11 protein-coding genes are annotated in these 13,022 nt (G+C 64.8%); 5 read left to right on the forward strand and 6 right to left on the reverse strand.

The features are described from left to right. Window positions 1–13: 13 nt before the first annotated feature. From Q0L48_RS05250 to Q0L48_RS05260, 3 genes are all read right to left on the reverse strand, one after another. Window positions 14–1,576: a DUF1570 domain-containing protein gene (locus Q0L48_RS05250; protein WP_296718094.1), complete on the reverse strand. Its 1,563-nt coding sequence runs from the start codon at window positions 1,574–1,576 to the stop codon at window positions 14–16. A 105-nt stretch (window positions 1,577–1,681) separates the two neighbouring features. Continuing rightward, window positions 1,682–3,319 (reverse strand): cyclic nucleotide-binding domain-containing thioredoxin-disulfide reductase, encoded by a 1,638-nt coding sequence (locus tag Q0L48_RS05255; RefSeq protein WP_296718097.1) that lies wholly within the window; start codon window positions 3,317–3,319, stop codon window positions 1,682–1,684. Between the two features lie 115 nt (window positions 3,320–3,434). Continuing rightward, the gene (locus Q0L48_RS05260; RefSeq protein ID WP_296718099.1) at window positions 3,435–5,279 is read right to left on the reverse strand and encodes a DUF885 family protein; all 1,845 of its coding nucleotides are present in this window, start codon (window positions 5,277–5,279) and stop codon (window positions 3,435–3,437) included. A gap of 72 nt (window positions 5,280–5,351) precedes the next feature. On the opposite strand from Q0L48_RS05260, the gene Q0L48_RS05265 reads away from it, so the two are divergent. Further along, complete coding sequence (locus Q0L48_RS05265; RefSeq protein WP_296718102.1) at window positions 5,352–5,564, forward strand: hypothetical protein; 213 nt, start codon at window positions 5,352–5,354, stop codon at window positions 5,562–5,564. Window positions 5,565–5,586: 22 nt separating this feature from the next. On the opposite strand, the gene Q0L48_RS05270 is transcribed toward Q0L48_RS05265, so the two are convergent. Beyond that, window positions 5,587–6,267 (reverse strand): energy transducer TonB, encoded by a 681-nt coding sequence (locus tag Q0L48_RS05270; RefSeq protein WP_296718105.1) that lies wholly within the window; start codon window positions 6,265–6,267, stop codon window positions 5,587–5,589. A gap of 312 nt (window positions 6,268–6,579) precedes the next feature. Then, on the reverse strand, window positions 6,580–7,236 hold the full coding sequence (locus tag Q0L48_RS05275) for an alpha/beta hydrolase (protein ID WP_296718110.1): 657 nt from the start codon (window positions 7,234–7,236) through the stop codon (window positions 6,580–6,582). Window positions 7,237–7,358: 122 nt separating this feature from the next. Here Q0L48_RS05275 and Q0L48_RS05280 point away from each other — a divergent pair, with 122 nt between their 5' ends. From Q0L48_RS05280 to Q0L48_RS05290, 3 genes are all read left to right on the forward strand, one after another. After that, entirely contained in the window at window positions 7,359–8,348 is a 990-nt protein-coding gene (locus Q0L48_RS05280; RefSeq protein WP_296718112.1) for an aminotransferase class V-fold PLP-dependent enzyme, read from the forward strand. A 97-nt stretch (window positions 8,349–8,445) separates the two neighbouring features. Then, window positions 8,446–9,546, forward strand: a complete 1,101-nt coding sequence (locus tag Q0L48_RS05285) for a cysteine desulfurase family protein (protein ID WP_296718120.1) — start codon at window positions 8,446–8,448, stop codon at window positions 9,544–9,546. Beyond that, on the forward strand, window positions 9,543–9,878 hold the full coding sequence (locus tag Q0L48_RS05290; RefSeq protein ID WP_296718123.1) for a 2Fe-2S iron-sulfur cluster-binding protein: 336 nt from the start codon (window positions 9,543–9,545) through the stop codon (window positions 9,876–9,878). Before Q0L48_RS05285 ends, Q0L48_RS05290 begins: the two co-directional genes overlap by 4 nt. Before the next feature lie 105 nt (window positions 9,879–9,983). Here Q0L48_RS05290 and Q0L48_RS05295 read toward each other — a convergent pair whose 3' ends face one another. Continuing rightward, complete coding sequence (locus tag Q0L48_RS05295; protein ID WP_296718126.1) at window positions 9,984–10,547, reverse strand: type 1 glutamine amidotransferase domain-containing protein; 564 nt, start codon at window positions 10,545–10,547, stop codon at window positions 9,984–9,986. 159 nt (window positions 10,548–10,706) lie between these two features. Here Q0L48_RS05295 and parC point away from each other — a divergent pair, with 159 nt between their 5' ends. Beyond that, a complete protein-coding gene (gene parC / locus Q0L48_RS05300) occupies window positions 10,707–12,998 on the forward strand; it encodes a DNA topoisomerase IV subunit A (RefSeq protein WP_296718128.1) in 2,292 nt (763 codons plus the stop codon). The last annotated feature ends 24 nt before the right edge of the window (window positions 12,999–13,022 follow it).

Here is a 13,022-nt window from a genome sequence, read left to right on the forward strand (position 1 = left end):
CGCGAGGCGCCCGTCACTCTCCTTGGTCGGAGAGGTCGGGCGTTTCGATCCGCTCCGTCAGGGCGCTGAGATCGAGCATCGTGCCGTCGGGCGTCTGTTCGAGCGCCGCCATCAACTGCTTCGCCCGCGCGGCCCGGCCGGTGCCATGCGGATCGGCCGCCAGCGGAGCGAGCATCAGCCGGGCCAGTTCGTTCTTGCGCTCGGAAATCATCATCATGGCGACATTGAGCCGCAGACCCTGATCGAACGGGGCAAGCCGCGAGGCATGTTCGAGCGCGGCGCGGGCATTTTCGTCCGGCACTTTGCGGCGTTGTACGAAGCTGCGGTAATAATGAATCAGCGGCAGCGGGTGATCGTTCTCGATCGCGTTGAGCGCCTCGAACGGCTTCATTGCCGCCGCAAACGCCTCGTCGACCGCGCCTGCATCGGCGTTATCGGCGATCCGGAACAGCGCGAAGCCTTTCTGCACATACGCATTGGTCTGCGACGGATCGAGCGCGATTGCCGCGTCCGCTGCGGCAATCGCCTCGGCATCGTTTCCGGCATCGTACTCCGCCTCCGACAGCGCGGCGAGGACGCCGCCATCATCAGGAAACTTCGCGGCAATGGCGCGGGCGTCGGGCAGCAGGTCGAGCGCCTGTTCGCGGTCCACTCCGCGCCGCGAACGCAGCACGACGTCCATCATTTCATTCATGCCGGGGCTGAGGGAGGTGACTGCAATTTCGCCGATCGGGAGTGATTCTGCGGTCAATCGCCAGCCCGGCATGCGGCGGCTGCGCTGGTAGGCTTTCAATTCCCGCTCAAGCTGGTCGAGATCGCCGAAGGCCTCCTCGGCGGCCTGCAGGCTGGGAACGCCTTTGACATATTTGGACAGGTAAGCGCGATATTGCGACTCCCGCTCCTCGCTGAAATAGAGATAGTGGTACAGCATCCACGCCTGACCATAGAACCCGTCGCGACGGGGGCCGCCGCCTTGCGCGACCCTGTCGTAATCGAGGATTTCGCGGATCGAGAGCTTGTCCGCATAGTTCAGATCGCCGACCCGGTGATTGGCCGGGAGGCCGATATCGACCCCGCCATCGGGCGCAAACTTCGCCGCTGCGAAGAATTCGGCCGAGCCTTCGGTGACCCAGCGCGGCAGGGCAAAAGGCGTCGAGGCGATGGTGAAATGGTGCGCGTATTCGTGCAGCAGCACGATCAAGGTAAAGTCGGTCTGGCTGCCGCGCAGCTTCACATTGGGCACGAACGCCACCGAACCGCCCGCGCGCGGGATATAGAATCCTGCCACGTTGGAACCCGTATCGCCATACAGTTTGCGCAGCGTGCGCTCGCTGCCCACGGCATAGACCGTTACCCGGTTCGAAGGGCTCGGCACGGGGGGATCGAACCCGGTGATCCGGGTCATCGCTACATGATAGCGTTCCAGCCGTTCGGAAAACTCGCGAATGTCGTCAGCATTGCTGTCCGAGTAGATGACGAAGTGGTCGCTTTCCGCCTTGTTCCAATCCGCCCATGCCGGCGCTGCTGCAAACAGCGCGAACGCCGCCACGATCAAACGGAAAACTGCGGATTTCAACACAAACGCCCCCTCGCCTTGCCTGCGACTGCCATGCGATGGGGCCGAGCATAGGCATTTGATGAGGCTTGGCCAGAGGCTTCCGGCGAATATTGGCGTTTTGGTTCAGTCAGCCTGCAAGGCGGGGGAAGGGCGCGTATCCTCCAGATATTGCCAGATCCGGCTGACCACCACCGATCCTTCGCCCACCGCGCTCGCCACCCGTTTGACCGATCCGGCGCGCACGTCGCCGACGGCGAATATGCCGCGGGCGGTGGTGGCGTAATCATCAGCCTGTCCCGCCGCCGCGCCGGTCAGCACGAAGCCCTTGGCGTCGGTTTCGGCCAAGCCCGAAAGCCAGCCGGTATTGGGCGCCGCGCCGATCATGATGAACAGCGCGCGCGTGGCGATCCGGCGTTCGCTGTCTTTGGTCTTGAGCGTGACCGCATCGAGCCATGTATCGCCGTGCAATGCGGTGACTTCGGAGTGGTAATGGATGGTGACGCGCGGATCGGCCTCCAGACGCTGCGACAGGTAGCTCGACATCGAGGCGGCCAGGCTGCTGCCGCGCACCACCAGATGCACATGCGCCGCCGCGCGGCTGAGGAACATCGCCGCCTGCCCCGCCGAATTGCCGCCGCCGATCACCACGGCTTCTGTCTGGGAACAGAACCGCGCTTCCATCTCGGTCGCCGAATAGAAGATGCCTGCGCCTTCGAGTTCCTCCAGCCGGTCGAGCGGCAGGCGGCGGTATTGCACGCCGGTCGCCACCAGCAGCGCGCGGGCGCAGAGCTCATCGCCGTCATCCAGCGTGGCGCAGAACGCCCCGTCCTCGCGGCGCGACAGCGCTGCGACCCGGCGCGGCATGACAAACCGCGTGCCGAACTTCATCGCCTGCACCTGCCCGCGAAAGGTCAGATCGGTGCCGCTGATGCCGGTGGGAAAGCCCATGTAATTCTCGATCCGGCTGGATGTCCCCGCCTGCCCGCCAACGGCGGTATCCTCGATCACCAGCGCGCCGATCCCTTCCGACCCGGCGTAAACCGCCGCCGCCACGCCTGCCGGGCCGCCGCCGACGATCAGCAGATCGTAAGTGCGCTGCGAACAAATATCGAGATCGAGCCCGAGATATTGTGCCACCTTGCGCGGGGTAGGATCGGCCAGCCGCGTCTCCGCGCCCAGAATCACGCCGGGTTCGTGGCCCAGCAGGCTGCACAGCGTCGGGGCTTCGCGGTCGGCGGCGTCCATGTCGTAGCTCTGGAACGGGATGCGGTTGCGCGACAGGAAGCGTTCGACCGCCTGCACCTGTGGATCACGATCTGCACCGATCACCTTGATCGTGTCGTTGCGCGCTTCGAACTGCATCCGCCGCCGCGCGGTGAATACGGTGATGAGGTGATCGGACAATTCCGGCACGCGGCCCATCAGCGCCAGCATCGCTTCGCGCGGAGCCTCGATCACGGTCGTATCGACCGCCGCGCGCATCCGCATGATATTGGTGCTGCGGTTGAGGAAGCCGATCTCGCCCATGAACTGTGTCGGGCCGAGCGATGAGGGCAGCAGCCGCTCACCGGTGTGGGGATTGACCACCTCGATCTCGCCTTCGACCACATAGACGAACCGGTCCATCGGCTCGCCGATGTCCATCACGATGTCGCCGGCCTTGTAGATCTTTTCGCCGCCGATGTCGCAGATCGCCGCGACATGATCGGGCGCGAGCGGCACCCGGCGCATGGTTTCAAGTTCTTGTCCGAGTGTTTCCATTGCGCGCCCCTATGCACGATGCAGGTTGCAAGATGGGGTCAGGGACGAAGCTTTGCAATTCGGCGCCTGCCCACCCCCGAATCGCAGCGGGGTGGGCAGGCGCCGCGCAGAATGGTTACGCCTTCGCGCCTGCAATATACCGGCTGACAGTGTTCGCGACGACCGAGAGCGGCGCGTTGCCGCCCAGCACCACGGCGGTGTTGAACGCCTTGAAATCATACGCGCTGCCCAGCTCCGCCTGCGCGCGGGCGCGTTGCCGCACGATTTCGCTGTGGCCGATCTTGTACCCGCAGGCCTGCCCGGGCCAGCTGCAATAGCGATCGACTTCGGATGCGACTTCCTCGGCCTTGGAACCATTGCGTTCGACGAAGAAGCGGTTCCCCTGTTCGCGCGTCCAGCGTTTCGAATGCAGGCCGGTATCGACCACCAACCGGCAGGCGCGGAAGGCGAGGCTTTGCAGGTAACCCAGCCGCCCGACCTTGAAGTCGTCATACGCGCCCAATTCGTCCGCCAGTTGTTCGGCATAGAGCGCCCAGCCTTCGGAGAAAGCGTTGAAGGCGAGGATCGAGCGGATCAGCGGCAGGCGGTTGGAAAACTCGCCTTCCCAGACGTGGCCGGGGATCGATTCGTGGAAGGTCAGATCGGCCAGATCATACTTGCGGTGCAGATCGGTGGTGCGCAGGTTGATCCAGAACCGGCCCGGAATGCTGCCATCCTTGCTGCCCGCCCCGCCATAAGCGCCCGGCGCGCCGGGTTCCTCGGCCAGTGGTAGGCGGCGGATTTCGAGCGGCGGATCGACCAGCTGGTTGAACGCGCGCGGCATCTGCGATTTGATCCAGGATACCCGGTCGTTGATGAAAGCGAAGATTTCCTCGCGCCCCGGATCGCCCTCGGCGAATTTGTAGCGGGGATCCTGGCTGAGCGCCTGCATCCGGTCGCCCACGCTGCCTTGCGTGTAGCCGATTTCCCGCAGGATCGGGTCCATCTTGCCGTGGATTTCGTCGAGTTCGGCCAAGCCCTGACGGTGAATCTCGTCCGGGGTCATGGCGGTGGTGGTCGATGCGCCGACCGCCCAGCTGTAATATTCCTCGCCCATCGGCTGCGCCCACATGCCTGCGTTGTCGGTGGCGGCGGCGCGCTGCACCTTGAGTTCGGCAAGCTGCGCCTCGAGCGCGGGGACGATCCCGGCGGCGACGATGCGTTCAACCTGCGCTGCCGCGCGGTCGCTTCCGGCGATGTCGGCACCGGCCATGGGCGCGCCATAGGTCTCGCCCGCTCCGGCGATGCTGGCTTCCATCTGCGCAATCGCCTTGTCGAGCAGGAACGCGGGCGGCACCACGCCCATTGCGCGCGCGTCGCGGATCCGGTCGAGCTCTCCGCCGAGAATGGCGGGCACTTCGGCCATGCGGTCCATGTAGGGGCCGATGTCTTCGGGTGTGTTCAACGGCTGGGTCGAACCGAAGAAGCGCGGCAGATCAATATACCCACCGACATTCTGGATCACGACATAGGGCGCGTTGCGCCAGCTGCCGACCGCGACATCGCCGTAGGGCATCGCCATGCCTTCGAGCGCCCTCGCAAACGCGGTCTCGACCACTTCAAAGCCGATCTGCTGATCGCTGGTAAGGCCTTGCTTGGGATAGGCGCGGGCTTCGGCGACGAGTTCTTTCAGCGTGCCGGCATAGGCCGCGCGTCCGGCTTCGCCCGGCGTGCCGAAGGTGGAGCGCCACGCGGCGTAGTCTCCGGTATCGACCCCCAAACCCGTCGCCCGGCCCGGTTCGTGGGCGAGCATCCGGTAAGCGATACTGTCCAGCGCGGCATCGGGCGCGAGGCTGGCGATTGGCGCAGTGGCGGGGACTGTCTGGTTGCGAGCGCAGGCGGGCAGCAGCGCAAGAGCGGATACGCCGCCAAGGCTCTTGATGGTCTGGCGGCGGGTGAAATCTGCGAATATCTCTCTCATGCGGCAGGTTTGGCGGGGCCGTGCGTCCAAGTCAATTGCGCGGCTGGCCGCTGACGGGCTAGAGCCGAAAGCATGACCGATATCGTGCTATCCATCGTGATGCTGGCCGCGCTCGCGCTGCTGGCGGGGGCGTTCGTGCTGTGGCGGCGGACGGGTCAGGTGAAACAGCCTGCGCTGATGGTGCTGCTTGCGGTGATCGCGGTGTTCAACGTGCTGATCTGGACGGTGCCGAGCAGCGGCGGCGAGGCACCGATCGCGCAGATCAAGGCCGCCGGGGAAGGGTAAACCTGCCCCGGCGGCGATATTCTCAGTCCGGTATTTTCCAGGTGATCGCTCCGGTGAAGCTGCCGGCCACCGGCTTGCCTGTACCGTCACGCGCGGCATCGAACCGGGCGCGGTCGGTCACCAGATCGCAGGTCGCCGCGTCCAGCACGCCGTGCCCGGTCGAGCGGGTGATAGTGCATCCGGTCACCTTGCCCGCCGCGTCGATGGACAGGGTGAAGCGGGCACTGCCCGACAGACCTTCTCGCATCCAGCGAGTGCGGTAATCGCTATCGGTGACCCACCGACCGGGGTTGTTGCGGGGTGCCGCGCTGACCGGATCGAAGGGCGAGGCGCTGGGTGCCGGGCCGGGGGTGCCGAAATCGACCGGGCTGACAACGGGACCGACCAAATCTCCCACACCCGGCAGCGTCTGGATCGGATTGTCGTTTCCGAGGTCGACCGGAGCGTCCGGGCGGGTCACTGTGGTGGTGGTGGCCTGCTGCTGGGTGCTGGTGGTCGAGGTTGGCTCAACCGGATCGGCCGGAGTCGGCGGGGGGATCGGCACCGGCTTCAGCGTAAAGCCTTCGAGGCCAGGGTCTTCGGGCACGGTCACGACCTTGACCGCAAGGCCCACCACCAGCAGCGCGGCAAAGGCGGCGGGGATGCCGAGCGCGCCGACAAGTGCAGCGGGGTTGGGACGGCGGGTATGGGAGGCGTAAGTCATCAGGGGGGCTCCTCTCTCCATCATCGTGGGAGCGGCGGCCGGAGTGCTGATGACACCAACGCGAGTGAGCAAAACCCTCCGGCCCCGCTCGGGAGTGAAGGTACACCGGGTTCGGCTGGCGGCGAAGAAGTTTCGCGTTGCTAATGGCAACGCAAATCAGGCATTTAGCCCAGATTTTTCGTTTCCGTTCGCCCTGAGCTTGTCGAAGTGCCGTTCTTTCTCTTCGAACTCGATGTGTAGTCCCTGGAGAAAAGGCAGTCCTTCGACAGGCTCAGGACGAACGGGGAAGGGGCGATGCGCCTCAGACAACCATCACTTGATCGGGCATTCCGGCGAGAGTCGGAAATCCAGATAATTGTCCACCGATGCCATCAATTCATCGAGCTCGTTCTCGAAGAAATGGTTGGCGCGCGGGATTTCCTCGTGGTGGATGGTGATGTGCTTTTGCGTGCGCAGCTTGTCGACCAGCTTCTGCACCGCATTGGGCTGCACCACGGTATCGGCCGCGCCCTGCACGAAGATGCCGCTGGCGGGGCAGGGGGCAAGGAAGCTGAAATCATACATGTTGGCGGGCGGTGCGACCGAAATGAAGCCGCGCACTTCGGGCCGGCGCATCAGCAATTGCATCCCGATCAGCGCGCCAAAGCTGTAGCCCGCGATCCAGGTGCTCTGCGCTTCGGGATGGATCGACTGGATCCAGTCGAGCGCGCTCGCTGCGTCGGAGAGTTCGCCGATGCCGCTGTCGAAACTGCCTTGCGAACGGCCCACGCCGCGGAAGTTGAACCGCAGTGTGGCAAAGCCGCGATCGGCGAAGGTCTTGTACATCCGCTGCACGATCCGGTCGTTCATCGTGCCGCCGCCTTCGGGGTGCGGGTGCAGGATCATCGCCACCGGCGCACGCGGGCGCGGCGGCGGGGAGAAACGGCCTTCGAGACGACCTTCAGGGCCGGGAAAGATGACTGAGGGCATCGGTAAACCTTGTGATCGAGGAGCCGCAAGCTGCCGGGTGGCGCACGCGAAAGCGGGCTCTATATAGGGCGCGATGGTATTTTCGCAATTTTTTGTCGCGGCTGGCGCAAAGCGGGGCGCAATTGGCTGAGCGGGTCTATCTCGATCACGCGGCAACCTCGCCTTTGCGGCCCGAGGCGAAGGCGGCGATGGAGGAGGGGTTCCGGCTGTGGGCCAACCCGTCTTCGCCCCATGCGGAGGGCCGCAAGGCGCGGGCTGCGCTGGAGGATGCGCGCGAGCGGATCAAAGCGGCGTTGGAGTGGGATGGGGAATTGATCTTCACCTCAGGTGCGAGCGAGGCGCTGTGGATTGCGCTGAACCGCGCGAAGGTCAGCCGCCGGATCATCAGCCCGGTCGAGCATGACGCGGTGTTCCGGGCGGCGCCCGATGCCACAATTTTCACCGGCGCCGAGCGTATCGACGCTGATGCGCTGGTCGCGATCCAGCATGTCAATTCCGAGACCGGCACCATCAATCCGGTCAGCGAAATGGCGGTGAAAGTCCGGGATGCCGGCGCTTTGCTTCTTTCCGATTGCTCGCAAAGTGCGGGCAAGATGCCTTTGCCTGATGCTGATATGATCGTGGTCAGCGCGCATAAGTTCGGCGGCCCGATCGGGACAGGCGCGCTGCTGGTGCGCGACTTCGATCTGCTTGAGCCCGTCGGCGGGCACGAGCGTGGCTATCGGCAAGGCACCGAGAACCTTCCCGGCGCGATTGCCATGGCGGCGGCGCTTGAAGCGGGCGAATGGGGCACGACCTCGGCGCAGCGCACGGCATTCGCTGAAATTCTATCGGCGCGGCGCCTGACCGTCGGCGAGCAGGTCGACTATATCATCGCGCTGACGCATCCCACCATGAGCGCGCAGGCTCTGCTAATCCGGCTCGATGCGATGGGTTTCGCCGTCTCCGCAGGTAGCGCCTGTTCTTCGGGCACGCTCAAGAAAAGCCGGGTGCTCGATGCCTTCGGCGTGCCCGATGATGTGGCGGCGCGCACGATCCGGGTGAGTTCGGGGTGGTCGACCACGCCGCAGGATCTGGAGCGGTTCGCGGACGTGTGGGCTTCGCTATGCTGATCCGTCAATGCGAGCGCAGCGAAGCAATCCAGAGCCGCGCGCAATCCGCTCTGGATTGCCGCGCGCCTGCGGCGCTCGCAATGACGAGAATAAACCCATGATCTACCTTGACTACCAAGCCACCACGCCGCTTGCGCCCGAAGCGCGTGAGGCGATGCTGCGTTGGCTGGGCGGGCCGGACAGCGACACCTTCGGCAACCCGCATTCGCCCCACCGCATGGGCCGCATGGCGGCCGCCGCAGTGGAGCCGGCGAGGGAACGGGTCGCGGCGCTGCTGCCCGAAGGCGGCAAGGTGATCTTCACCTCCGGCGCGACCGAAGCGCTGAACATGGTGCTGCAAGGCACGCCGGGCGATGTCATCACCTTCGCCACCGAACACGCCGCCGTTCTGGACTGCAAGCGCGCGGTCGAATCGCAGGGGCGGCGGTTCACGGTCCTGCCGGTGCTGCCCGATGGCCGCGCCGATCCGAACGCGCTGCAAGCCGCGATCACGCCGGAAACCGGGCTTGTCGCGATTATGGCGGTCAATAACGAGATCGGTGTGGTGCACCCGCTCGGCGAGGCGATTGCCATCGCCCATGCGGCGGGCGCGCGGGTGCTGGTCGATGCGGTGCAAGCCTGCGGCAGGCTGGATCTGACCGGCTTCAACGCCGATTATATCGCGATTTCTGCGCACAAGGTGCACGGCCCCAAGGGGATCGGCGCGCTGTGGATCGGCCCCGATGCGCCGCAGCCCGCGCCGCTGATGCTGGGCGGGGGGCAGGAGGCCGGCCTGCGATCCGGCACGCTCTCGCCCGCGTTGTGCGCAGGCTTTGGCGCGGCGGCGCAGGTGGTGGCAGAGGGAATGGAAGCGCAGATGCTCCATGTCGAGCGCTTGTGGAGCCTCGCCCGCGATGCCTTCGCCGATTGGCAGATCAACGGCAGCGCCGAACACCGCTGGCACGGCAATCTCAATGTACGCCGGGACGGGTTAGACGTCGCCCGCTTGATGTCCGATTGCCGCACCATCATGTTCTCCGCCGGCAGCGCATGCGCCAGCGGATCGGGGCGGCCGAGCCATGTGCTGCGCGCCATCGGTTTGACCGACGCCCAAGCAAAACACTCGATCCGACTGGGGTTTGGCCGCTATACCACCCCCGAAGACATCGCTGCCGCCGCTGACGCAATCAACCATGCTGCAAGGGAACAGGGCCTGTGAGCATCACCATCACCTTCCGCGACCCCCATGGCAATCCGGTGGAAACGACCGCCATGCCGGGCGACAATCTGCTGCGCGTCGGGCAAGCGGCGGGCCTGCCGCTGGAAGGCACCTGCGAAGGGCAGATGGCGTGCTCCACCTGCCACGTCATCGTCGCCGCCGAATGGTTCGACCGCCTGCCGCCTGCGAGCGAGGAGGAGGAGGACATGCTCGATTTCGCCGCCGGGGCGCGGCGCACGTCGCGCCTGTCGTGCCAGATCGATCTGACAGGCGAGATGGACGGCCTCAGCGTTAGTGTGCCTGCGGACAGCAACGATGTCAGACGGATGTGACCACACTTGCCAAAAGGCCCTGCCGCGCACAAGGGCGAGGCAGGGCCTAGGATCGACCGGCAACTTAGGGGGGCATAACGCCGCCGGTCTTTAACGGGTAGCCGATCAGGCGGCCTGTTTCTGCGCCTTGGCGTCGCTGTTCGACTGCTGCATCCCCACCGCATCCTTCAGCGCCTTGGTGAAGGCGGGGATATCGTCGGGATTGCGACTGGTGATGAGGTTGCCGTCGACGGCAACCTTCTGGTCAATCACTGCGCCGCCTGCATTGGTCAGATCGGTGCGGATCGAAGGCCAGCCAGTCACGACCTTGCCGCGAATGATTCCGGCTTCCGCCAGCAACCACGGGGCGTGGCAGATCGCGGCGATCGGCTTTCCGGCCTTGTCGAATTCCTGCACCAGTCGGATCACGTCCTTGTTCATCCGCAGGATATCCGGGTTCATCTGTCCGCCGGGCAACATCAGGGCGGCGTAATCGTCGGTCGTGACATCCTTGACCAGCATGTCGACCTTCACGCTCTTGCCCCAGTTGCCGTTATCCCAGCCCTTGATCTCGCCCTCTTCGAGGCTGGCGACGATCGTCTTGGCCCCTGCTTCTTCGAGCAGGCCCTTGGGCTCCATCAGTTCGGACTGTTCGAACCCGTCGGTGGCGATGATGAGGATCGGTTTCATATACTATCTCCTTGTTTTCTCTTACCTCACCAACGGACGCGGGGCGGGAGCGTTCCGGCCGATCGGCTCGGGCGTGGCTGGGGCGGGACGGCTCGCATCCGGGTCAAGCCTGTGGAAAGCCCTCTCCCTGCGCCGCGCGAGGGTTGCTAGACCAAAACAATGTCCGATCCCGTCACGACCGATTCAGACCCGTTCGACGCCATCGTCGATGCGCCCTTCGATGCGGCGCTGTCAGAGCGTTATCTGGTCTATGCGCTGTCCACCATCACCGCGCGCAGCCTGCCCGATCTGCGGGACGGGCTAAAGCCGGTGCACCGCCGCCTGTTGTGGACGATGCGCCAGCTCAAGCTTGATCCCGGCAATTCCTTCAAGAAAAGCGCCCGCGTTGTGGGTGAGGTGATCGGCAAGTATCACCCGCATGGCGACACCGCGGCCTATGATGCGATGGTGCGGCTGGCGCAGGATTTTTCGCTGCGATACCCGCTGGTCGAAGGGCAGGGCAATTTCGGCAATGTCGATGGCGATAATGCCGCTGCCTATCGCTACACCGAAGCCCGCCTGACCAAAACCGCCATGCAATTGATGGAGGGTCTGGACGCAGGCACCGTCGATTTCATTCCCACCTATAATGGCGAGGAAGAAGAGCCCGCATTGATGCCGGGCCTGTTCCCCAACTTGCTGGCCAACGGCTCCAGCGGGATCGCGGTGGGCATGGCGACCAGCATCCCCAGCCACAATGTCGCGGAAATCATCGATGCGACGCTGGAGCTGATCGACAATCCGCATGTCACGCACGAACGGTTGATGGAGCTGTTCCACGGCCCCGATTTCGCCACCGGCGGGCAGGTGGTGGATAGCTTTGCCGCCATTTCCGAAGCCTATCGCACCGGGCGCGGCGCGTTCCGCGTGCGCGGCCGATTCCATGCGCCCGAGGCGAAAGAAGCTGATGATATCGCCGCCGGAATCGAGCGGCTTGGGGCCGGACAATGGCAGCTGGTCATCTCGGAAATCCCCTATCAGGTAGCCAAGGGCAAGCTGATCGAGCAGATCGCGCAGGCCATCGCCGATCGCAAGCTGCCGATCCTCGAGGATGTGCGCGACGAAAGCGACACCGCGATCCGCATTGTGCTGGTGCCGAAAAGCCGCAATGTCGATCCCGATCTGCTGAAGGAAAGCCTGTTCAAGCTGACCGATCTGGAAACGCGGTTCAGCCTCAACCTCAACGTGCTGGACGCCACCCGCACGCCGATGGTGATGGGGCTGAAGGAACTGCTCGATCACTGGACCTCATCGCAGATCGACATCCTGCAACGCCGCGCGCGCCACAGGCTCGGCCAGATCGCCAATCGGCTGGAACTGGTGCGCGGCTACATCATCGCCTTCCTCAACCTCGACCGGGTGATCGAAATCATCCGCACCGAGGACGAGCCCAAGCCGGTGATGATCGCCGAATTCGAGCTGACCGACCGGCAGGCCGAGGCGATCCTCAACATGCGGCTGCGGTCGTTGCGCAAGCTGGAAGAAATGGAGCTGCGCAAGGAGCAGGACGCGCTGCTTACCGAAGAGGCGGAGCTGAATGCGTTGCTGGAAAGCCCGGCCAAACAGCGTACCCGGCTCAAGCGTGATCTGCGCACCCTGCGCAAGGACTATGCCGAGGACACCGCGCTGGGCCGCCGCCGCACCTTGATCGCCGAGGCTGCGCCGACGGTGGAATTCAGCATGGACGCGATGATCGAGAAGGCACCGGTCACGGTGATCCTCAGCCAGAAAGGCTGGATCCGCGCGGCCAGCGGTCACGTGCCGCTGGATCAGGAATTCAAGTACAAGGAAGGGGACGCGCTCGCCTTCATCCTCCACGCGCAGACCACCGACAAGCTGTTGCTGGCCGCGTCCGACGGGCGGTTCTTCACGCTCGGCTGCGACAAGCTGCCCGGCGCACGCGGGTTCGGCGAGCCGGTGCGCACGATGATCGATCTGGAAAGCGACGCTTCGATCGCTGCGATGATGGTGCACCGTCCCGGCGGGCGGCTGCTGCTGGCGTCGAGCCACGGCAAGGGCTTTGTCGCCGCCACCCAGGAATTGCTCGCCGAAACGCGCAAGGGGCGGCAGGTGGTGAACCTGAAGGACGGCGCGGTGCTGCGGGTGATCCGCGAGATCCCGGCGCAGCACGATCACGTCGCCTGCGTCGGCGATAATCGCAAGCTGGTGGTGTTCAATCTGGAGGAATTGCCGGTGATGACCCGCGGGCAAGGAGTGCAGTTGCAACGCTTCCGCGATGGCGGCTTATCGGACGCGACCACCTTCGTGCTCGCCGATGGTCTCAGCTGGCAAATGGGCGGTTCGGGTGAGCGCACCCGCACCGAAACCGAAATCCGGATGTGGAAGGTCGCGCGCGGCGCGGCCGGGCGGATGCCGCCACAGGGCTTCCCCAAAAACAACCGCTTCGACTGACGCAAACGGATTGCTATTCATGCA

The sequence above is a fragment of the Erythrobacter sp. genome, assembly GCF_024305245.1.
Taxonomy (GTDB): domain Bacteria; phylum Pseudomonadota; class Alphaproteobacteria; order Sphingomonadales; family Sphingomonadaceae; genus Erythrobacter.